Here is a 22389-nt window from a genome sequence, read left to right as displayed (position 1 = left end):
AATTATGAGTGGATTACATATATTAGCGTTTGGTGCTCATGCCGATGATGTTGAAATCGGCATGGCAGGTACCATTGCAAAGTATACGAAGCAAGGATATGAAGTAGGCATTTGCGATTTAACAGAAGCTGATCTTTCTTCAAATGGAACGGTAGAACTGAGAAAAGAAGAAGCAAAGGCTGCAGCTCGTATTATGGGAGTAAAAACGAGAATTAATTTAGCAATGCCAGACCGTGGTTTGTATATGAAAGAAGAGTATATACGTGAAATTGTAAAGATTATTCGTACATATAAACCAACACTAATTTTCGCACCATATTACGAAGATCGTCATCCAGACCATGCTAATTGCGCGAAACTTGTGGAAGAAGCTATCTTTTCAGCGGGAATTCGTAAATATATGCCTGAACTTCCGCCGCACCGTGTAGAGTCTTTTTATAATTATATAATTAATGGTTTTCATAAACCGAATTTTTGTATAGATATTAGTGAATACCTTTCTAAAAAGGTGGAAGCGTTAGAAGCGTATGAAAGTCAGTTTTCAACAGGGAGTGATGGTGTTAAGACGCCATTAACCGAAGGATACGTTGAAACTGTACTCGCTCGGGAGAAGATGTTTGGGAAAGAAGTTGGAGTGCTGTATGCCGAAGGATTTATGAGTAAAAAACCCGTTTTAATACATGCTGATTTAATAGGGGGATGTAAATGAAATTGAAAATAGGTATTACATGTTATCCTTCTGTAGGTGGTTCTGGGGTTGTTGGGACAGAGTTAGGGAAGCAATTGGCGGAACGCGGGCATGAAATTCATTTTATTACATCGGGTGTACCATTTCGGTTGAATAAAGTGTACCCGAATATTTATTTTCACGAAGTAACAGTAAATCAATATTCTGTTTTTCAATATCCACCTTACGATTTAGCATTAGCGAGTAAAATGGCAGAGGTTGCTCAAAGAGAAAACCTTGATATTTTACATGTGCATTATGCAATCCCTCATGCTATTTGTGCATATTTAGCAAAACAAATGATTGGGGAGCGTATTAAAATTGTTACAACCTTACATGGAACGGATATTACTGTGTTAGGTTCCGACCCTTCGTTAAATAATTTAATTCGCTTTGGTATTGAACAATCTGATGTTGTTACAGCTGTGTCACATTCGTTAATTGAAGAAACAAATGAACTTGTAAAACCAGATAAAGAAATTGAGACGGTATACAATTTTGTAGACGAACGTGTTTATTTCAAACGTGATATGTCTCAATTAAAAAAAGAATATGGTATACGAGAAAATGAAAAAGTATTGATTCATATTTCAAATTTCCGAAAGGTTAAGCGTGTACAGGATGTTGTGCAGTCATTTGCCAAAATTGTAAAGGAAGTAGATGCGAAATTGCTTCTTGTTGGTGATGGACCAGAGTTCTGTACTATTTTACAATTGGTGAAAAGTTTACATATTGAGGAACGTGTCTTATTCCTAGGAAAGCAAGATAATGTTGCAGAGCTTCTTGCGATGAGTGATTTAATGCTACTTTTATCAGAAAAGGAAAGTTTTGGTCTCGTTATATTAGAAGCGATGGCGTGTGGTGTGCCTAGTATCGGAACGAGGGTTGGGGGCATTCCAGAGGTCATTCAACATGGTGAAACAGGATATATATGTGAAGTTGGAGATACAGATGGAATAGCTAAGCAAGCAATTCAACTACTAGAAAATGAAGAACTTCACCGTAATATGGGAGAGCGAGCGATGAAATCTGTATATGAGCAGTTTCGTTCGGAAAAAATCGTTTCACAGTATGAGGCGATTTATTATGACATACTAAGGGATGACAAGAATGGAAAGATTTAAAAAAGCTAGTTCAATTATTGAGATATTAAAACAGCACGGACATGAGGCTTACTTCGTTGGTGGAAGTGTACGCGATCTTATTATCGATAGACCGATTGGAGATATCGATATCGCAACATCTGCTTTACCAGAAGAAGTAATGGCTATTTTCCCAAGACATGTTCCGGTTGGTCTTGAGCATGGAACTGTAATTGTTGTAGAAAATGGTGAACCATATGAGGTAACTACTTTTCGAACAGAAAGCGAATATGAAGATTTTCGGAGACCTAGTAGTGTTCAATTTGTCCGTTCATTAGAAGAGGATTTAAAACGACGTGATTTCACGATGAATGCAATTGCAATGACAGAGGAAGGCGAAATGGTTGATTTATTTGCTGGGAAAGAAGCGATTCGTCTGAAGGAAATTACAACGGTTGGAGATGCGGCAGACCGTTTTCAAGAAGATGCACTGCGAATGATGCGTGGTATTCGGTTCGTAAGTACGTTAGGTTTCTCTTTGGAAATAAAGACGAAACAAGCAATTGAAACGTATGGGCATTTGCTCGAACATATAGCGATTGAAAGAATTACAGTTGAATTTGAAAAATTGTTGACCGGTACATATTGTGTGAATGGTCTTCAAGAGTTAGTAGAAACGAAGCTATTTTCTCACCTGCCATATTTGCAAATGTCAGAAGAAAGACTCTTGAAAGCTACGCAGTATAAATGGGATTCTTTCGAAACAGACGTTGAGGCGTGGGCATTTTTCTTATATTGTATCGGAGAAGAGCATCCATCTGTCTTTTTGCGTCAATGGAAGTTCTCGAATAAAAAGATTAAAGATATTGTAGCGGTTTTATTAGCAATTCGTTCTAGAAAGGAGAAGGAGTGGGATACAATCCTTCTTTATAAAACTGGGATTCGCATCGCTGAGATGGCGGAAAGAGTATATGAAGCGATAATAGAAAGTTATAATAGTGCGTCTGTTAAGCAAGTACAATCATTATTTCATGCATTGCCGATAAAAAATCGTCAAGAAATGAATGTGACTGGTAATGATTTATTAAGCTGGGCAGATAAAAAGCCAGGTCCGTGGGTTGCCGAAATGCTTCAAAATATTGAAGAAGCAATCGTACAAGGAGATTTAGTTAATAAGAAAGAGAATATAAGGGAGTGGCTACAAAGATGCAATCTACTATAAGAAAGCAGTTATTACAAGTTTTTTCTGAAGCAGATGGTGCATTTGTATCTGGTCAAACACTTAGTGACAAACTTGGCTGTTCGAGAACCGCTGTATGGAAGCATATGGAGGGTCTTCGTAATGAAGGGTATGAACTAGAAGCTGTACGCCGCTTAGGGTATCGAATTGCTAGTAAACCAGATAAAGTAACTGCTAATGAGATTCAATTAGGATTACAAACAGAGCGTATCGGTAGAACGGTTTATTTTGAAGAATCGGTTGAATCTACTCAGCATATTGCAGCGAGACTTGCTTATGAAGGCGCAGAAGAGGGAACAATTGTCGTTGCTGAAGAACAAACAGCAGGTAGAGGACGGTTAAGTAGAAAATGGTATTCTCCAAAAGGAACAGGAATTTGGATGAGTATTATTTTGCGTCCATCTATTCCAGTTCATCATGCACCACAGCTTACTTTATTAGCAGCTGTTAGCGTAGCGCAAGCAATTGAAAAATGTACCGGTGTAAACGTAGGGATTAAATGGCCAAATGATATTTTAATTCAAGGTAAAAAAGCTGTCGGTATATTAACGGAGATGCAAGCTGATCCAGATAAAATTAATGCTGTTATTATGGGAATTGGCATTAATGCAAATCAGAAACAAGAACATTTTGATGAGGAAATTCAGCAAATTGCAACTTCATTAGCAATTGAATCGGGTAAGCCGATTGTTCGTGCGGAACTTATGCAACAAATTTTCTTGCAACTAGAGAAATTGTATGAAGAGTATTTAAAAAATGGCTTCTCTGTTATTAAAATTCTTTGGGAAAGTTACGCAGTAAGTATCGGAAAAGAAATTACAGCTCGAACGATGAAGGAAACTATTAATGGGCTAGCAAAAGGGATTACGGAGGATGGTGTATTGTTACTTGAGGATCATCAAGGACAAGTGCACCACATTCATTCTGCTGATATAGAAATTAAGTAAAAGAAGTTCCTATTTTGGAGCTTTTTTTGTCATTTAGATACTAATAAATTTCACATACCGTAATAGGAATAGAAAATTATTTTTTCAAAAAAATGTAGCAATTCCTTTTCAGAGTTTGCTATAATTAGTTCGAATATGGGCAGTATCAAAGCGAACTGCACCATTATTTTACGCAGTATGAAAAAAATAATTTGGATTCTGCCTTGATCCAATAATGGACTGGGACAGAGGGATGAATAATGCCGACTAACACACAACCCTTCTGCCCTTTTATGGCCAGAGGGGTTTTTTATATGATTTCGGCCATCTCCTCTCTCCTGCATAAAGGAGGAGTAGTTTTTGAAAACAAAAACAGATTTTTTGAAAATGAAAGAGCAAGGTGAGCCGATTACAATGCTAACGGCGTATGATTATCCATCTGCTAAATTAGCAGAAGAAGCTAAAGTCGATATGATTTTAGTGGGTGATTCTCTAGGAATGGTTGTACTTGGGTATGATTCAACAGTTCCAGTAACTGTAGAGGATATGATTCATCATACGAAAGCTGTACGCCGCGGAGCGAAAGAGACGTTTATTGTAACTGATATGCCATTTATGTCTTATCATATCTCATTGCAAGATACGATGGTTAATGCACGTCGCATTGTTCAAGAGAGCGGGGCACATGCATTAAAGGTAGAAGGTGCTGGAGAAGTTATATCAACTATTCACTACTTAACGAATGCGGGAATTCCCGTTGTGGCGCATTTAGGTTTAACTCCTCAATCTGTAGGAGTGCTAGGTGGGTATAAAGTACAAGGGAAAGATGCTGAAAGTGCAAAAAAATTAATAGAAGATGCAAAGAAATGTGAGGAAGCTGGTGCGATAGCACTTGTGTTAGAGTGTGTGCCAATGCAATTAGCAGAACTTATTTCAGAGCAGTTAACAATTCCGATAATCGGAATTGGAGCAGGACAAAAAGTAGATGGGCAAGTTCTTGTATACCATGATCTTATCTCGTACGGCGTAAATCGTGTTCCGAAATTTGTGAAGCAATATACGTCTGTTCAAGAGGAGATTGTGCGAGGGATTTCGCAATACGTTACTGAAGTAAAGACAGGGCAATTTCCTGAAGAAAAACATTCATTCACAATGAAAGAGGAAGAGTGCTTAGCGTTATACGGAGGAAAACAATAATGAAAATCATAACTACAGTACAAGAGATGCAGCAAATTACAAACGAACTTCGTACAAGTGGAAAAAGTATCGGTTTTGTTCCAACGATGGGGTATTTACACGAAGGGCATGCTACGTTACTACGTAAGGCAAAGGAAGAAAATGAAATTGTAGTGTTAAGTGTATTTGTAAATCCACTACAATTTGGACCAAATGAAGATTTAGATCGATACCCACGTGATATTGATAGAGATGAAAATGTAGCAAAAGAAAATGGTGTTGATTATTTATTTTATCCGAGTGTAGAAGAGATGTATCCAGCAGAACAAACGACAACAGTAGAAGTTGTGAGGCGTACCGACGTATTATGTGGTAAACAAAGACCTGGTCATTTCGCTGGTGTTGCGACTGTACTAATGAAACTATTTAATATTACATTGCCAACGCGTGCTTATTTCGGTATGAAAGATGCACAGCAAGTAGCTGTAATTGAAGGATTCGTAAGGGATTTTAATATTCCCGTTACGATCGTATCAGTTGATATTGTAAGGGAAGAAGATGGATTAGCGAAAAGTTCTCGTAATGTGTATTTATCACTAGAAGAACGCGAAGAGGCTCCTCATTTATACCGCAGTCTATGTATAGCGAAAGAACGAATTGAGGCAGGTGAACGTAATCCAGAAATCATTATGAATCTTGTGAAAGAGCATATTGAGAAGTATACGAAATGCACTGTAGATTATGCTGATTTATATGCATATCCTTCATTAAAAGCAATAGATAAAATTGAAGGAAGAATCATTTTAGCGATTGCAGTTAAGTTTGAACATGTACGATTAATTGACAATATAACATTAATGGGGAAATAAGGGGGAGCATCTATGTTTCGCACAATGATGAGAGCGAAGTTACATCGCGCAACTGTAACAGAAGCAAATTTAAATTATGTAGGTAGTATTACAATTGATGAAGATTTAATGGATGCGGTAAATATTGTAGAAAATGAAAAAGTACAAATTGTAAATAACAACAATGGAGCTCGCTTAGAGACATATGTTATTAAAGGAGAGCGCGGTAGCGGTGTTGTGTGTTTAAATGGTGCAGCTGCAAGGCTTGTACAACCGGGTGATAAAGTTATTATTATTTGCTATGGTTTAGTGACAGAAGAAAATATTCATAAACAAGAGCCGAAAATTGCAGTATTAGACGATGATAATCAAATTATTGAAATGTTAGGTGCTGAAAAAGCTGGCACGATATTATAAGTAGGAAGGCTATCTCTAATTAAGGAGATAGCTTTTTTGTGCATCTTTTCATTAAGATGAGGTAAAACGTGGTATAGTAACAATATATAATTTTTGTGTTTGATAGGTAAGAAATTGAGGTGTTACATATATGAGTAAGCGTTATGTCGTTGTTGATTTAGAGACGACAGGGAACTCCTGGAAGGATGGGAAGGATAAAATCACCCAAATTGCAGCTGTTGTAGTGGAAGATGGAGAGATATTAGAGATTTTTTCATCTTTTATTAATCCGAAGAGAGAGATTCCCCTATTTATTACAGAATTAACTGGGATTGATGCAGATCTTGTAAAACAAGCCCCGTTATTTCGAGATGTAGCCCCGATGATTGTTGAGCTATTACAAGGTGCGGCTTTTGTTGCACATAACGTTCACTTTGATTGGAATTTTTTAAATGAAGAATTAAGGCAGGCTGGATATACAGAAGTACATTGTCCTAAAATTGATACAGTTGAATTGGCGCAAATTCTTTTGCCGACAGCTGATAGTTATAAATTACGTGATTTAGCTAAGCAGCATGAACTAGAGCACGATCAACCACATCGTGCGGATAGTGATGCTCTTGCAACAGCGGAGTTGTTTTTACAATTTTTAAGTGAAATTGAAAAGTTACCACTTGTCACATTACAATCGCTTTATGAATTAAGTGATGTTTTCCAAAGTGATATAGCTGATGTACTTTCTGAAAATATTTTAAAGAAAATGATGCATGGTAAAGAAATGGCAGAGGAGTATGAAGTGTATCGAAATATTGCGCTTCGAAAGCGGAATTATTCTTTAAGCCTCAGTGAAACATGCGCATCTAAATTTGATGCTTTCTTACATAAAGCAATGGATAAACTTGAATTGAATATGCCAAAGTTTGAAAAAAGAGAAAGCCAACAAATTATGATGAAGGAAATATATACAGCGCTAAGAGATTCTAGGTTTTCACTGATTGAAGCAGGAACAGGTACGGGGAAGACGCTTGCATATTTACTTCCAAGTATTTATTTCGCAAAGAAAAAAGAAGAACCTGTCATTATAAGTACACAAACTGTACAATTGCAACAACAAATACTAGAAAAAGAAATTCCATTATTACAGAAAATAATGCCATTTTCATTTGAAGTGGCTCTTCTGAAAGGAAGAAAGCATTATCTTTGTCTACATAAATTTGAATATGCTTTGCAAGAAGAAGAGAAAAATTATGATATGGCGCTCACAAAGGCAAAAATTTTAGTATGGTTATTGCAAACGGAAACCGGCGATCGTGATGAATTAAATATTCCTGAGGGCGGAAAGTTACTTTGGAACCGTATTTGTAGTGATGCATATAGTCCAGGCGGGATGCAAAGTAACTGGTTTAGTCGTTGTTTTTATCAACGAGCGAAGAATAAAGCATTGTTTGCAGATATTGTTATTACAAATCATGCGTTATTATTTCAAGATTTTTCAAGTGAAGAACCACTGTTTGCTTCATGTGAACATATTATTTTTGATGAAGCTCATCATATCGAGGAAGCGGCGAGTAGAACATTCGGTGAACAGTTCTCATGTATGTATTTTCAATTAGCTTTATCTCGTCTTGGTACGCTAGAAACAGATGATGTGCTTTCCAAAGTATATAAAATGATGAAAAAATCAGAGCAAGCCTCTCGTTCGACTTTCCGTATGGTGAGTCATAGTTTGAAGGAACTTAAATTTGATGCAGATGAACTATTCCAAATGTTACGTGCTTTCATATTTAAACAAACAAAGCAGGAACAAGGGATGAGCAATATGCCGCTCATTTATCGATATAACACGGAAGTAGAGACAGGTAAGTTATGGGATAGCATTACCGAGTTAACAAATCGTTTTGTATATGATGTAAGAAAATTAGTGACTACACTTGAGAAGCAAGTTGATATATTGCAAAGTAAATTAGAATGGGAGATGCATGTTGTTACAGGTGAATTTATGCACTTAATTGAGTTGTTGAGAAAGATGGTACAATCTTTACAATTACTCATTTTAGAAAAAAATTCATACGTGACATGGATGGAGACTGAAACGAAGGGAACGATTCATTCAACCGTTTTATATGCGCAGCCTGTTCATATTAGTGAAAGATTTGCTGATGAATTTTTAACAGAAAAAAAGAGTGTTATTTTCACATCAGCAACGTTAACAGTTAGTGATTCATTCGACTATATAAAAGAAGAGCTAGGTTTGCATGATTTTGCGCCCAATATATTAAAGGTTCCATCACCATTTCGTTTTGAAGAACAAATGAAATTAATGGTTTCAACGGATGTGCCTTTTATTAAGCAAGCAAGTAATGAGGAATATATTGAATCTGTATCGGCACATATCGCAAAAATAGCGACAGCTACAAAAGGTAGAATGCTCGTTTTATTTACTTCGTATGAAATGTTGAAAGAAGCGTATACGAATTTGAAAAGTGATGATTCATTAGAAGGATATTTATTATTAACACAAAGTGTGAATAATAAGAGCCGAAGTCGCCTCATTCGTAAATTTCAAGAGTTCGACAAATCGATTTTGTTAGGAACAAGTAGTTTTTGGGAAGGGATAGATATACCTGGAGATGCTCTGAGTTGCCTTGTCATTGTCCGCCTGCCTTTTACGCCTCCTAATCAGCCGATGATGGAAGCAAAAGGAGAGTGGCTAAAAAATCAAGGAGAAGACGTATTCGCTAAGTTAGCGCTCCCGCAAGCGATATTACGTTTCAAACAAGGATTTGGTCGTCTTATTAGAACAAATACAGATACGGGAACGGTATTTGTTCTAGATCGCCGTTTGACAAGTTCTTCCTATGGAAAACGTTTTTTACAATCAATTCCAACTGTCCCGCTCTATGAAGGACCTTTAGAAGAATTGTTAGAGCAATTAAAGGAACGACCAAATAAATAAAATTGGAAGAAAAATACGCCTGAAGTACACTTAAACTTCAGGCGTAAAAAATGTGGGTAGGAGGAATTTTATTTTTCTTACTTCTTGTATACAAAATATATTGCTTTTCGATTTGAAACCTTTTTTTGCTGTACATGTCCTGCTATAATAGATGGGTGATGAAGCAGGGGTTGTAAAGAATGTACTCTTATTGTAACCGCATTGCGTTCTTCTATAATTAGAAATTTTTGTGTAACGGAGGAGTTTTTTCATGGATAAGAAAATCGAAGTCCTATCAACGACGCGTATTAAATATTCGTCTGACTTGTATAAAATTGTTGATAGCTTGAATCGTACGTTAAAAGAGCAGGACCTCATGTTCGGATTAGCATTAGACGAAAAAGATAAAGAAATAGCTGTATTTACGATTTACAGAACGTAGTGATACAATGAAAAAGTGGATCTTTGCAATCATTATCGTTATCGTTGCTAGCGGAATATATGGGGCGTATGTTTATAATAAAGCGATGGAAAAGAAAATTCCAAAAGAGTCAAAGTCTGTAGAAATTGCGAAAGAAAAGGCAAAGATTACAAAGGTAAATACTGTTGATTATTATAACGGAAAATCTTCATATACAGTCGTGCAAGGTGTAGATGAAAAAGGAGAACAAATTATTGTTTGGGTGCCTGATAAAAAAGGAAATGTCCTTGTGAAGAAAAAGAGTGAAGGTATTTCTGAAAAAGAAGCTTTGCAAAAATTGGCTGAACAGGCGACTGGAGAAGGTGCTGAACCTAAGCCGAAGCCAAAACAAATTGTAAAAGTAAAATTAGGTGCTGAAAACGATATTCCGTTGTGGGAAATTACATATATTGATCAGGAAGGTCGTTATACGTATTATTATCTAGAAGTTCAAAATGGTGCATATGCTGGACACTACAGCATTGAAAAATAGATGTAGGGGGAACTACAAATGAAATTAGCAAAGCGAGTAGCTGCTTTAACACCGTCTTCAACTTTAGAAATTACAGCAAAGGCACAAGCATTAAAAGCAGAAGGTCATGATGTAATTGGATTAGGGGCAGGAGAACCTGACTTTAATACACCAGAACATATTATGGATGCCGCGCATAAAGCGATGTTAGAAGGACATACGAAGTATACACCAACAGGTGGATTACAAGCGTTAAAACAAGAAATTGTGAAGAAATTTACTCGCGATCAAGGAATTGCGTATGATCCATCTGAAATTATTGTATGTAATGGTGCCAAGCATGCATTATATACATTATTCCAAGTGTTACTTGATGAAGGAGATGAAGTTATCATCCCAACTCCTTACTGGGTAAGTTATCCAGAACAAGTAAAACTCGCTGGTGGTAACCCAGTTTATGTAGAAGGTCTAGAAGGCAATGAGTACAAAATTACAGCAAAGCAGCTGCGTGGGGCAATTACAGAGAAAACGAAAGCAGTTATTATTAATTCACCGGGCAATCCAACAGGGATGATTTACAGCAAAGAAGAATTACAACAGCTTGGAGAAGTGTGCTTAGAACATAATATCTTAATTGTTTCAGATGAAATTTATGAAAAATTAATTTATGGTGCTGCAGAATATACTTCGATTGCCCAGCTTTCTAATGCATTAAAAGAACAAACACTTATTATTAATGGTGTATCTAAATCACATTCTATGACAGGATGGCGCATTGGATATGCAGCAGGAAATAAGCAGCTTATTAAAGCGATGACGAACTTAGCGAGTCATAGTACGTCAAACCCTACTTCAATTGCTCAATACGGTGCAATTGCTGCGTATGCAGGCTCACAAGAACCTGTAGAAACAATGCGTCAAGCGTTTGAAGAAAGATTGAACATTATTTATGATAAATTAATTCAAATTCCTGGTTTCACTTGTATCAAACCACAAGGTGCTTTTTACTTATTCCCAAATGTAAAAGAAGCCGTAGCGTTAGCTGGGTATGATACAGTTGATGAGTGGGCAAAAGCATTATTAGAAGAGGAAAAAGTAGCTCTTGTTCCTGGTACAGGATTTGGTGCACCAAATAACGTTCGATTATCGTATGCGACATCTCTTGAGCAAGTAGAGAAAGCATTAGAACGAATTCATAGGTTCATGAAAAGCAAAGTACAGGCGTAATCTTCTGTCTTTTGTAGTAAATGGCAAGAAACCTCCCTATATATAGGGAGGTTTCTTTGACGAATTGTGGCAAAAAGAAATGGCTGAAGGTGTGTTATACTAGAGAACGAGGTGTTTGGTGATGAAAAAGAAAATGATGTTACAATGGTTTGAACAGGGAAGCATAGCAATTCCTAAATTGCTTATGATGCATTATAAAAAGCTAGGCTTAAATGAAACGGAATTTATGGTGGTACTTCATGTACACACATTTTTAGAATCAGGTAATTCGTTCCCGACTCCTTCAGAGATTTCAGAGCGGATGACGATAACAGAAATGAAATGTATGGAAGTGATTCAGACATTAATCCAAAAAGGTTTTTTAGCGCTAGAAGGTGGACAAAGATCAGAAGCGATGATGTGTGAAAGTTATTCTTTACAACCACTTTGGGAAAAAATATTGCATTTTTTAATGGATGAATCAATAGAGGAAGAACAGCAAGAAAAAAAGAAACTTCAAGTAAATTTATATACAGTATTTGAAAAAGAATTTGGAAGACCGCTCTCACCGTTTGAATGTGAAACATTAGGAATGTGGGAAGATCAAGATCAACATCATCCGAATTTAATTCAAGCTGCTCTCAGGGAAGCTGTTATGAGTGGTAAACTTAATTTCCGGTATATTGATCGTATTTTATTTGAGTGGAAAAAGAACGGAATTAAAACGATAGAGCAAGCGCAAAATCAAGGCCAAAAATTTAGAGCGAATCAGCAACGTACACAACAAACAACAAAACAAGAAACGAAATTTACTGGGAAAGTGCCTTTTTACAATTGGTTGGAGCAGTAATGTAGGAGGAAAGACATGTTGAATAAAACGCAAATTCGCTATTGTTTAGATACAATGGCGGATATGTATCCAGAAGCGCATTGCGAATTAATTCATGATAATCCATTTGAACTTGTAATCGCAGTGGCATTATCTGCGCAATGTACAGATGCACTTGTGAATAAGGTGACGAAAAACTTATTCCAAAAATATAAAACACCAGAAGATTATTTAAGTGTGTCTTTAGAAGAATTACAACAAGATATACGTTCCATTGGATTGTTTAGAAATAAGGCGAAAAACATTCAAAAATTGTGCCAGATGTTGCTAGATGATTATAACGGGAAAGTTCCAGAAGACCGTGACGAGCTGACGAAGTTACCAGGAGTAGGGAGAAAGACAGCGAATGTAGTTGTTTCGGTAGCGTTTGGGATTCCAGCGATTGCTGTTGATACGCATGTAGAGAGAGTGAGTAAAAGGTTAGCAATTTGTAGATGGAAAGATTCTGTGTTAGAAGTGGAAAAGACATTGATGAAGAAAATTCCAATGGATGAGTGGGGAGTTACACACCACCGTATGATTTTCTTCGGACGTTATTACTGTAAGGCGCAGCGACCACAATGTGAAGAGTGCCGATTACTAGAAATATGTCGCGAAGGAAAGAAACGAATGAAGGGGAAATAAAGGATGGAGCGAGTTATAGAAATACCGAAAGAGTTTCGGTGCGTACCATTTTTTAAAGAGAGTGCAAATTCGATTACGTATCACACAGACCAATCTTTTGAAGAAATAATACAAAATACTTACTTTATATTTGATATTGAAAGACAATATGAGCCATGGAATGAAATTGAAACAAGTATTCCATCGGTGTTAAATATATGGAAAAGCAAGCATGAAGAAATTGCTACACTATTTCGGAACAGAAAAAAACAAGAAGCTGAGGGTCCGATGATTCTTTTTGCAGCTCACTTTCTATCGGTTATATATTGGTTAAATGAGCAGCCTGTTCATAGTTTGAATGAGATGCAAGTAAATACGAATAAATTGGAAGTACAACCTGTTAATTTTATGGAGCGATATTCATTTATTATAAAGAAACCGAGTAATTACCATTCATATATTCAATTAGTACAGTTGTATATCGAAATAGAAAAGCTATATGTAAAGAAAATGATAACAAAAAAGAAGTCGGTTTCTCGTTAAGAGAAACCGACTTCTTTTTTTGTTTATTAAGACTCTGTTGTAACAACATTTCCGTCTGCGTGAGGTGTAGCTCCTCCGGTATGTTGTTGTTGCTGTTCTTCTTCAGCTTTTTTTCTAGCTTCTTCTTCAGCTTTTCTCTTAGCTTCTTCTTGTTTTAGCTTATCTTCATTGGCCTTTTTCTGTGCTTCTTCATCAGCCTTCTTCTTAGCCTCTTCGTCAGCAGCTTTCTTTTGAGCTTCTTCTTGCTGTTTACGTTGTTCTTCTTGTTGCTGCTGTTGCTGTTGTTGTTGTTGTTGTTGTTGATCTTGTTGTTTGCGCTGATCTTCGTCAGCTTTTTTCTTAGCTTCTTCTTGTTTTAGTTTATCTTCATTGACCTTTTTCTGTGCTTCTTCGTCAGCTTTTTTCTTAGCTTCTTCGTCAGCCTTTTTCTTAGCCTCTTCGTCAGTTTTTTTCGCATTTGGAGTTCCGCCAGGCGCAGTGAAGGATGCACCAACTGCAGGACTTGTTCCAGTACCCTTTTTCGCTACTACAGAGAAGCTGTAAGTAACACCTGGTTTAATACCACCAAGAGTAGCTGTCGTACCGCTTACTGATAAGCTACCACTAGAACCGTCAGTAGCTTTATAGCTTGCTGCGTATGCATCAACATTTGATGATGGTCCAGACCAGTTCAGTGTCACTGTGCTAGCGCCATCGAAAGCGACATTAAGGCCACTAGGTGGATCTACTTTAATTTGTTTAACTGCATCTTTTTTCGCACCTTTTACGTACAATTCTTCATTTATTTCTTGTACAGAAGAAGGACGTTCGAAACGAGATTTATCTGTAGCGAATTTGCTCATCATTACTTGGAACATTTGTTGTGCAATTTTAGTATAACGATCGCTAATGTAATTTTCTGGACCATTCTTTTCGTAACCAGTCCACACAGCCATCGTATATTGTGGTGTATATCCAGCGAACCAGCTATCTCTGTTTGCATCAGCTGGGATGCCATATTTTTTTATATCTTTTGCATCAAAGTTTTGTGTTCCTGTTTTACCAGCAACGTCGAATCCAGAAACATATGCTGTTGGCCCTGTACCGCCAGAACCAGGTTTTACTACGTCACGAAGAACATCAGTAACCATATAAGCTGTATAGTCGTGCATTGCACGTTGTTCTTTCGGTTTAAAGCTTTTCTTTTTCCCGTCTGGGAAGATGACTTCTTTTACGAAGTGAGGTTTATTATAAACACCGTCATTACCAAACGCTGCATATGCACCTGCTACTGCTAATGGAGAACTATCGTTACTACCAATTGCAGTAGATTCATGTACTCCATTTTCAAACGTCATGCCTAAACCTTCAGCAAACTCTTGTGACTTAGTAAGACCAACTGTTTGAGCTGTCTTTAAAGCCGGGATGTTTAATGACTTCTTCAATGCTTCACGAAGTGAAACGTCACCTTTAAAATTACCTGTAGCATTTTTAATCTTTGTGCCATTAGAGTAAGTGTAATCAGAGTCATTTAATTGATGATAAGTAGACCATTGAAGATTCTCAATTGCTGGACCATAGTCGAAAATTGGTTTCATTGTTGAACCAACTTGGCGTTTTAAATCAACTGCCATATTATGACCTTTGAAAGTAGACTTACTTTCTTTACGCCCAGCACCAATTGCTCGAACTTCTCCAGACTGTGTATCCATAAATACAAATGATCCTTGGAACTGATCGTTTGGATACTTAATGAGATTGCCATCCATAATTTTTTCAGCGTAATCCTGAGCATCTTGATCAAGTGTTGTATGAATCGTTAAACCATCTGAACCGATATTTACATCAGGGTATTCTTTTTCAACTTCCTTTACAGCAGCATCTATAAATGCTTGATACTTCATTTCAGTCACTTCTGAAGATGGAAGAAGTCCTTGTATTACAGGGATTTGCATCGCATCATTCATTTCTTGTTTCGTTATATACCCGTGTCGGTTCATTAATGTTAATACGATATTACGACGTTTCGTTGCTCTATCAACGTTATCTGGTTTTGTTGGATCATAAATGTTAGGACCTTGGGGTAAACCAGCGAGCATTGCAGCTTCGTGTAGTTGTATGTCTTTTAAATCTTTGCCGTAATATTTTTTGGCAGCTGTGGAAATACCATAAGAGCGATTACCTAAGTTAATCTTATTTAAGTACATTTCTAAAATTTCATGTTTTGAGTACTGTTGCTCTAACTTATAAGATAAGTACCATTCCTGCACTTTTCTTTTTGCAGTTTTGTCCATCGTTAGAAAATAGTTTTTAACTACTTGCTGTGTAATCGTACTACCACCTTGTGATCCAAAACCACCAGTGACATTTTCCATAATTGCCATTCCAGTACGTCTAAAATCAATTCCATCATGCTCATAGAAGCGAGCATCCTCAGTCGCAAGGAATGCACTTTCAATTACTTTGGGAATTTGATCGTAAGTAACATGGGTTCGTTTTTCAGCACCGTATTCATAGAAGAAGTTCCCGTTTTTATCAAGGAATTTTGTTGATAAAGGATTGACAAGTTTTGATTTGTCTAATTTCGGAGCGTCCTTTACCATAACAAAGAAAGCCGAAACGCCAGCTACGAGGCCGACGATACCAAGAAGTAGACAACCTATAAGGAATTTCTTGAAAAAGGAACCTTTTTTCTTTGGCTTTTCTTCTTTATGAGTTTCTTTCGTTTGATTTTTTACATGATTTCGTTCTGTACGAGAACGATAATTATCTGACATTATACTTTCTCCTACCTTTCATTCTCTCCCCCAAAAGTCGAAAAAAGAGCCTTAGTGATGACTCTATCACGAAAAATAAACCGTGTCTAGTACGCGGATATAATCAATTCGAGGGTGATAACCGCATGATAATAAAGACCCATGCTCTTCTATTTCTTGTTTTGTAATCGATTTACGTCCACCAGTATTTTGACGATTCCAAAATGCAATAATATGTTTTGCATCTAATAAATAAAATTCATCAAAAAGTGTAAATTTAATAATAACAAATGCAATTCCATTATGAGCGACTACTTGCTTCATATGTTCAATTTGATGAAGGTGGAAGTTTTGAAGTGGAAAACTGGTTTTATTTTTAGTCTCTTTCGCTTCAAAATCGATATATTTCCCTTTGTATACACCGTTGTAATCTGTTGTAGAAGGTTGTTTGAAATACGCTTCTTTTACCACTGCAGCACTTCGAGCGGGGTAATCTACTTTTACAATTTGAAGAGGTGTAGGTTTTTTATGTACGCATGCAATATTATGGGTTAAGTAATATTGATTGGTTTCATTCAATTCCTCTTCAAGGGACATACCTCTATTACTGTAAGTATGTTTTTTTATTGGTGTTTTATGAGGTTGTGAAGCTTGATCGTACCTTTTTCCATTTGGGTAACGAATGGTCATATTTTGTCCACTCCCAACTTGATAAGATTTACTTACAAAGGTGATTATATCAAAAAATGAAAAAAGATGTGACCTTTTTCAAGAAAGGTATGGTGACTTACTCATGTTTCGATGGAATGATTACGAAAAAATTAAGCAGAGCCGTAATGATATTTTTTGTACAGAAGAGGAAAAAGCTATAGTTCTTAATATTAAGGAGAGAACGGATGTAGCTAACGTAGATAATATTTCACGTACACAATCTTACCAAGAATATTATTTGAGAAATAGAGAAATTAGATGGTCTTTTTTAGCAAGCATGGTTTCAAGGAATGGGGGATGGAACATGACAGATTTAGAAGGGGAATATTATTCTAATCTTTTATCTCAAACAGTTAAGAGACGATTATTTCATTTGTATGAGAAAGCCAATTGGCTCATTTTCTTAGATGCATTTCCTCAACTATTACTGTATGAGGAAAGTAAAAAGAGATGTGCGCCGCTCTTTCATTTGTTACAATTTTTCAACATATCAATTTTTATGGAAAAAGAATGGATCGCGTTTTGGGAGAAAAAAGATATAAATAGGCTTATGACGGCACTTATTATTAATGAACAAAATAAAATTCAAAAACCAGTAATTGAGAATGCATATTTTCAAAAACATGTATTTGATACTGCACTATTTAAATTTCAAGAAATATTTCACCTTAGTGCAGTTATTTTTCCGATGGTGGAAGGGGGAATGTATGGATTTTCAGTTTATCAATTTGAAACGTTGCAAAAACGTATAGAACTGGGGAAGCAATTAGCTTGGTTATTATTTCATTCAAAGTATAAGGCTTCTTTTTATAAATTTGCAGTGCAAACTAGGCATACAGGATCAAGGATGGATTATGAATGTAATATAAGGGGAATTAGAAAATCAGGTACGCCGGCTCTTAGGGATGTGTATTCTATTGTCACTCATGAAAAATTAATTGAAAAAGATTGGTTTAGTGAAGGATTGGAAATAGATTCTTTATTTTCACTTGAAAAACCTAAGGGGGAAATTAATATAACAGAATGGTATAGAAAGAAGAGGGAACAAATACATACTCTTTCTATATTAAGTAGTTTTGTTAAAAGAATAGATGAGTTCATGATATAATAAAGAAGTCCCGCCTTCCTAAATGAAGGCGGGGCTTCTTTATTAAAAGTAATATGCTCTACAATAAATTACTTTCTAAGCTGCTATTTGCCGGCAGTAAAACTCCCACCTCAAAATTTGGCTGGAGCAAAGAAGTTAGGTGGGAGCCCTGCTGCCCGTAAACGCCCGATTGGTGAAGGTTAATAATCAGTGGGGGATGAACAAAACCCCACTGATTAAAGTTTCACTTTATGTAGCGGGGAAATTTGGACCATCAAGCTTTGGATTACCAGTCTCAGGTTTATTTTGTTGTTTGTTTTGCTTTTTCTTTTTTTCGTTTTTATTTTTTGCCATCGTAATACACCTCCTTTTTGTATTGTTACCATTTCTAAAAATGGCATACTAAATGATTTCTTTGACGAATATCAACTAGTTTTGTCATGTGAGAAGGAGTAATCAATCAATCGGCGAAATTACATGACAAAGGAAAGGCAAAGAAGGGGGCGTTTTAAATATGGCGATGGTTCAGAAGGAAGATGTTATGAAAAAAATGGATCAAATGTTAAGTTCTCTCGATTTGCTGGAAATGAATATTGGGATTAGAATGAATCATGCATTAAAGGGTAAAGGTGAAAAAATATGCAATAAGATAGAAATAACAGAAATGCATATAGAACATATGGAAAATAAATTAGTGCATCACGAAGAAAAAGGGAGCTGGGTAAAGACATTTCAAAACGTCGTAGTGAGTGCATAATAAGGTGGGAACAAAATGGGATATGAAGCATTAATCCAGTCCTCGGAGAAGTTAATGCAGTATAATGATGAAGCGAATGTGAAAAAAAGAGAAATGGCGGAATATGATTTTTATAAGGATATGAAGCCATTTGTTGATATTGTAGATGCGGAGTTAGAGATGTGGAAAGAATTAGCTTATAGGTGGATAAAGGAAGAACAACCTAAGTATATACATGTACAACAAATTGATCAAGTGTATGATAATTTGCAAACTAATGTGCTACAATGTTTTGTTAATAAGGGAAAAGGTAAACGTTTCTTTGAAACTCATCAAGCTATTTCGTATACTTTGCAAAATATTGTAGATCAATGTAAGTAACAAGAGGGAAAACCCTCTTGTTTTTTTTATGCTTCTGTCACTGTTGTAGGTTTTGTTGCACCGTTTATTTCTAACTCGCGTATTAATGTTCGGTAATCTGATATGCATACTTTTCCTTCAAGATAACAATGTCTCGCAAAGTCTAACAGTTCATTCGAATTTTCAGTGTAATACCCCTTTTTTTGAGAAAACGCTTGTTTTAAATCCCCTAATACCATGTTGATTCCTCCCCAATGAGAATCTTCTTCCTTATTATCATAGCATGGAAGGGTTTACTTTCTAATTTTTTTAAAAATTTAAACTTCCGACAAAAATAGACAGATACTCCGTTACACATTTTATTTTATAGGTACATATTCTATATGTAGAAACTTATGCGAAGGAGGAGAGAATGCATGTTTCAACAACCTAATGTATATCAGCAAGCAAATCCATATGCACAGCAAAATATGTATCAATATAATGAGGATACATATTTACGATATAATATGTATCCTTTCGAGCCTCATTATGGAAACCAAAATTATTATCAACCATTTGAAGTGTCGTTTGGGAATCAGCAGCAAGCACATATGAATCAACCGCAGCAAGCACATATGAATCAACCGCAGCAAGCACATATGAATCAATCGCAGCAAGCACATATGAATCAACCACAGCAAGCGCATATGAATCAACCGCAGCAAGCATATATGAATCAACCACAGCAAGCGCATATGAGTCAGCCGCAGCAAATGTATACGAATCAACCACAGGAAGCGTATATGAATTCACAAAACTACATGTCGCCAGCTCAATATGTAAATCAACAAGCTATGTTTTATCCACCGAAACAACCATATCCAACGATGAATAAACAAAAGCAACAGCAACAGCAACCAAGTCAATTTTCTAGTTTTGTTTCACAATTTAAATCATCAGATGGTAACTACGATGTAAATAAAATGATGAACACAGCTGGACAAATGATGAACGCGATGAATCAAGTAACAGGGATTGTTAAGCAAGTCGGGGGCTTTTTTGGTAAATAATAGTAGGGGGTTGTCTATAATAGGTATTACGTATGAAATTGGTTACTAGACAAATTTCCATGAAATAAATGGGTATATATAACAAGCGGCTTTACCTCCTTTCTCATATTGTAAAGTGTAATCAGATTTTCTTAACGAGAGAGGAGAGAAAAAACTATGCATCATTGTCATCCTTGCTTTGGAGGGCATAAGCCTGTAGGACCTATTTGTACAACTGCTCCTGTCATTCATCCGGCAAAACAATGCGTAACACATTCTTTTTCAACAACGGTGGTGCCACACATTTTCCCAACGCATACAACACATGTACACCATCAACAAATTAAAAATCAAGGATTCTTCCCACAAACAAACTCGAACGTAAACGTTGTAGATCCTGGTGATCCAGGATTTGGTGGTGGATTTGGTGGTGGATGTGGACCATGCGGTCATGGACATCATCACCATGGGCATCAAATATCACCATTTGGACCAGGACCGAACGTGTCACCATTTGGACCAGGACCGAACGTGTCACCATTTGGACCAGGACCGAATGTATCACCATTTGGACCAAATATCGGACCAAACGTTGGTGGAATGTTTAAAAAGTAAATGATATGTTAGAACTAGCAAAATGCTAGTTCTTTTTTTGTAATTGGAGTGTTGATATGAAAGTTGTTGCTGTAACAGGATATAAGCCATTTGAGCTTGGAATATTTAAAAATGATCATCCAGGAGTAGAATGTATAAAAAAGGCGATTCATCGTAAATTAACTGCTTTTGTAGAAGAAGGTTTGGAATGGGTTATTATTAGCGGCCAGTTAGGAGTAGAGCTATGGGCTGCTGAAGTTGTTTTTGAAATTCAAGTAGAATATCCAGATTTAAAATTAGCGGTATTTACTCCTTTTTTAGAACAAGAAGAAAATTGGAAGGAAGATAACCGTGAATATTACGAATTTATTCTTTCGCAAGCAGATCACATTGATAGTATTACGAAACGGAAGTACGAAAGCCCAGAGCAATTTAAATTAAAGAATCAATTTTTTATTGAAAAAAGCGATGCACTTTTAGCTGTATATGATGAAGAAAAGTCTGGGAGCCCTAAATATATTGTAGAAGCAGCTAAGAAAAAAGGAGAAATAGAAAATTATCACAGTTATTTCATTCTTTTTTCTGATTTACAAGATATAATGGAAGAGGAACAGTGGAATAATGCAGAGTAAGATGTAATATAGTACTCGTATATTTGATTGACAAAAGGCATTGTTTCTGAAAAAATTTAGTTAATGAAAGCTTTGGCAAAAATTTGAGGTGAAGAAAATGATTTCGGATAAAATTAAATTAACAGCGAAAGATGTTTTAGAAAAAGAATTTAAAACAGGTATGAGAGGTTATCAACAAGAAGAAGTAGATAAGTTTCTTGATATGATTATTAAAGATTATGAAGCGTTTCATAAGGAATTTGATCAATTAAAACAACAAAATGCTCGTTTGAAACGTGAATTAGAAGAGCAGAAAGTAGCGGCAACACAAGTTCCGCAACAACCGGTACAAACACCAGTTGCACAACCTGTATATAACAATACGAATACGGATATTTTAAAACGTATATCTAATTTAGAAAAAGCTGTATTTGGAAGTAAGTTATACGAATAATGTAAGGTGGTAAAAAGGTTAAAGCATTTTACATAGAAAAAAACATTGCAAAATCTTTTTGTTTCCACTATACTAATGTTTGTCATAACGTTTGGGTAATCGCTGCAACGCCAACGTTGTAGAGGAAAGTCCATGCTCGCACAGCCTGAGATGGTTGTAGTGTTCGTGCCTAGCCAAGTCATAAGCTAGGGTATTCTGGCTGTGAGGCTGGTTTAACGGCAGGGAAAAAACCTAAGTCCTTTCGGATATGGTTTGACTACCTTTAAAGTGCCACAGTGACGAAGTCCTTGAAGAAATGATAGGAGTGGAACGAGGTAAACCCCACGAGCGAGAAACCCAAATAATGGTAGGGGAATCTTTTCCAAGGAAATGAACGATGGGAAAGGACAGGTTTTCATAACCTGTAGATAGATGATTACCACCGGAGTACGAGGCGTGGGCCGTTTGCAGTACAAAGGAACAGAACATGGCTTACAGAACGTTATGAACCAACTATGAAATAACTCAGCTCTCCTTTGTTAGAGGAGGGCTTTTTATTTGTATGAATTTATAAGTTGTGAGTTAAAA

25 protein-coding genes and 1 other RNA gene are annotated in these 22389 nt (G+C 36.3%); 22 read left to right on the top strand and 4 right to left on the bottom strand.

Annotated features, from left to right (window positions below):
- Positions 1 to 4: 4 nt before the first annotated feature.
- The 14 genes from bshB1 to MKX77_RS16360 all read left to right on the top strand — a co-directional run bounded on the left by bshB1 (position 5) and on the right by MKX77_RS16360 (position 13503).
- Complete coding sequence (gene bshB1, locus MKX77_RS16425) at positions 5 to 709, top strand: bacillithiol biosynthesis deacetylase BshB1 (protein ID WP_215555790.1); 705 nt, start codon at positions 5 to 7, stop codon at positions 707 to 709.
- Positions 706 to 1851, top strand: a complete 1146-nt coding sequence (gene bshA, locus MKX77_RS16420) for an N-acetyl-alpha-D-glucosaminyl L-malate synthase BshA (RefSeq protein ID WP_002086596.1) — start codon at positions 706 to 708, stop codon at positions 1849 to 1851. Before bshB1 ends, bshA begins: the two co-directional genes overlap by 4 nt.
- The gene (locus tag MKX77_RS16415; protein ID WP_002202602.1) at positions 1838 to 3031 is read left to right on the top strand and encodes a CCA tRNA nucleotidyltransferase; all 1194 of its coding nucleotides are present in this window, start codon (positions 1838 to 1840) and stop codon (positions 3029 to 3031) included. Before bshA ends, MKX77_RS16415 begins: the two co-directional genes overlap by 14 nt.
- Positions 3016 to 3996, top strand: coding sequence for a biotin--[acetyl-CoA-carboxylase] ligase (locus tag MKX77_RS16410; RefSeq protein ID WP_078181047.1), 981 nt, complete (start codon positions 3016 to 3018; stop codon positions 3994 to 3996). The genes MKX77_RS16415 and MKX77_RS16410 overlap by 16 nt, the downstream gene beginning before the upstream one ends.
- Positions 3997 to 4335: 339 nt before the next feature.
- Positions 4336 to 5172 (top strand): 3-methyl-2-oxobutanoate hydroxymethyltransferase, encoded by an 837-nt coding sequence (gene panB, locus MKX77_RS16405; protein ID WP_215555792.1) that lies wholly within the window; start codon positions 4336 to 4338, stop codon positions 5170 to 5172.
- On the top strand, positions 5172 to 6020 hold the full coding sequence (panC, locus tag MKX77_RS16400) for a pantoate--beta-alanine ligase (protein WP_215555793.1): 849 nt from the start codon (positions 5172 to 5174) through the stop codon (positions 6018 to 6020). Before panB ends, panC begins: the two co-directional genes overlap by 1 nt.
- 12 nt (positions 6021 to 6032) lie before the next feature.
- Positions 6033 to 6416, top strand: a complete 384-nt coding sequence (panD, locus tag MKX77_RS16395; RefSeq protein ID WP_131369789.1) for an aspartate 1-decarboxylase — start codon at positions 6033 to 6035, stop codon at positions 6414 to 6416.
- Between the two features lie 130 nt (positions 6417 to 6546).
- Entirely contained in the window at positions 6547 to 9351 is a 2805-nt protein-coding gene (gene dinG, locus MKX77_RS16390; protein ID WP_341307247.1) for an ATP-dependent DNA helicase DinG, read from the top strand.
- Between the two features lie 250 nt (positions 9352 to 9601).
- Positions 9602 to 9772: a YpmA family protein gene (locus MKX77_RS16385; protein WP_000358351.1), complete on the top strand. Its 171-nt coding sequence runs from the start codon at positions 9602 to 9604 to the stop codon at positions 9770 to 9772.
- 7 nt (positions 9773 to 9779) lie between these two features.
- Positions 9780 to 10283 carry a cell wall elongation regulator TseB-like domain-containing protein gene (locus tag MKX77_RS16380; protein ID WP_341307246.1) on the top strand — a complete coding sequence of 168 codons (504 nt, stop codon included), beginning with the start codon at positions 9780 to 9782 and terminating at the stop codon, positions 10281 to 10283.
- A gap of 18 nt (positions 10284 to 10301) precedes the next feature.
- Positions 10302 to 11489: an aspartate transaminase AspB gene (aspB, locus tag MKX77_RS16375; RefSeq protein WP_341307245.1), complete on the top strand. Its 1188-nt coding sequence runs from the start codon at positions 10302 to 10304 to the stop codon at positions 11487 to 11489.
- A 121-nt stretch (positions 11490 to 11610) separates the two neighbouring features.
- Positions 11611 to 12318 carry a DNA replication protein DnaD gene (gene dnaD / locus MKX77_RS16370; RefSeq protein ID WP_078181042.1) on the top strand — a complete coding sequence of 236 codons (708 nt, stop codon included), beginning with the start codon at positions 11611 to 11613 and terminating at the stop codon, positions 12316 to 12318.
- 15 nt (positions 12319 to 12333) lie between these two features.
- Entirely contained in the window at positions 12334 to 12981 is a 648-nt protein-coding gene (gene nth / locus MKX77_RS16365) for an endonuclease III (protein WP_002158563.1), read from the top strand.
- A gap of 3 nt (positions 12982 to 12984) precedes the next feature.
- Positions 12985 to 13503: a YpoC family protein gene (locus MKX77_RS16360; RefSeq protein ID WP_341307244.1), complete on the top strand. Its 519-nt coding sequence runs from the start codon at positions 12985 to 12987 to the stop codon at positions 13501 to 13503.
- Between the two features lie 26 nt (positions 13504 to 13529).
- Here MKX77_RS16360 and MKX77_RS16355 read toward each other — a convergent pair whose 3' ends face one another.
- Together MKX77_RS16355 and recU are read right to left on the bottom strand one after the other, a co-directional pair.
- A complete protein-coding gene (locus tag MKX77_RS16355; protein WP_341307243.1) occupies positions 13530 to 16259 on the bottom strand; it encodes a PBP1A family penicillin-binding protein in 2730 nt (909 codons plus the stop codon).
- A 66-nt stretch (positions 16260 to 16325) separates the two neighbouring features.
- Complete coding sequence (recU, locus tag MKX77_RS16350; protein ID WP_000155584.1) at positions 16326 to 16928, bottom strand: Holliday junction resolvase RecU; 603 nt, start codon at positions 16926 to 16928, stop codon at positions 16326 to 16328.
- 103 nt (positions 16929 to 17031) lie between these two features.
- Between recU and MKX77_RS16345 the strand changes: the two genes are divergently transcribed.
- Complete coding sequence (locus MKX77_RS16345) at positions 17032 to 18057, top strand: DUF2515 domain-containing protein (protein ID WP_215555800.1); 1026 nt, start codon at positions 17032 to 17034, stop codon at positions 18055 to 18057.
- Positions 18058 to 18285: 228 nt separating this feature from the next.
- Here the strand turns inward: MKX77_RS16345 and MKX77_RS16340 are convergent, their stop codons facing one another.
- Positions 18286 to 18432, bottom strand: a complete 147-nt coding sequence (locus MKX77_RS16340; protein WP_306475192.1) for a phage portal protein — start codon at positions 18430 to 18432, stop codon at positions 18286 to 18288.
- A 118-nt stretch (positions 18433 to 18550) separates the two neighbouring features.
- Between MKX77_RS16340 and MKX77_RS16335 the strand changes: the two genes are divergently transcribed.
- Positions 18551 to 18793 carry a hypothetical protein gene (locus MKX77_RS16335; RefSeq protein WP_002158558.1) on the top strand — a complete coding sequence of 81 codons (243 nt, stop codon included), beginning with the start codon at positions 18551 to 18553 and terminating at the stop codon, positions 18791 to 18793.
- Positions 18794 to 18808: 15 nt separating this feature from the next.
- Positions 18809 to 19153 (top strand): YppE family protein, encoded by a 345-nt coding sequence (locus tag MKX77_RS16330; protein WP_215555802.1) that lies wholly within the window; start codon positions 18809 to 18811, stop codon positions 19151 to 19153.
- A 26-nt stretch (positions 19154 to 19179) separates the two neighbouring features.
- Here the strand turns inward: MKX77_RS16330 and MKX77_RS16325 are convergent, their stop codons facing one another.
- Positions 19180 to 19371, bottom strand: coding sequence for a YppF family protein (locus MKX77_RS16325; RefSeq protein WP_002030817.1), 192 nt, complete (start codon positions 19369 to 19371; stop codon positions 19180 to 19182).
- Positions 19372 to 19548: 177 nt separating this feature from the next.
- On the opposite strand from MKX77_RS16325, the gene MKX77_RS16320 reads away from it, so the two are divergent.
- The 5 genes from MKX77_RS16320 (at position 19549) to rnpB (ending at position 22301) form a co-directional block, all read left to right on the top strand.
- Entirely contained in the window at positions 19549 to 20184 is a 636-nt protein-coding gene (locus MKX77_RS16320) for a YppG family protein (protein ID WP_341307242.1), read from the top strand.
- Positions 20185 to 20340: 156 nt separating this feature from the next.
- The gene (locus MKX77_RS16315; RefSeq protein ID WP_341307241.1) at positions 20341 to 20778 is read left to right on the top strand and encodes a CotD family spore coat protein; all 438 of its coding nucleotides are present in this window, start codon (positions 20341 to 20343) and stop codon (positions 20776 to 20778) included.
- 56 nt (positions 20779 to 20834) lie between these two features.
- Positions 20835 to 21389, top strand: a complete 555-nt coding sequence (locus tag MKX77_RS16310; RefSeq protein WP_215555805.1) for a DUF1273 domain-containing protein — start codon at positions 20835 to 20837, stop codon at positions 21387 to 21389.
- A gap of 97 nt (positions 21390 to 21486) precedes the next feature.
- Positions 21487 to 21822: a cell division regulator GpsB gene (gene gpsB, locus MKX77_RS16305; RefSeq protein ID WP_215555806.1), complete on the top strand. Its 336-nt coding sequence runs from the start codon at positions 21487 to 21489 to the stop codon at positions 21820 to 21822.
- Positions 21823 to 21909: 87 nt separating this feature from the next.
- Positions 21910 to 22301, top strand: an RNA gene (gene rnpB / locus MKX77_RS16300) — RNase P RNA component class B.
- Positions 22302 to 22389: the final 88 nt, after the last annotated feature.

This window comes from Bacillus sp. FSL R9-9410 (assembly GCF_038050385.1).
Classification (GTDB): domain Bacteria; phylum Bacillota; class Bacilli; order Bacillales; family Bacillaceae_G; genus Bacillus_A; species Bacillus_A cereus_U.
This window is presented reverse-complemented; position numbering and strand designations above follow the sequence as displayed.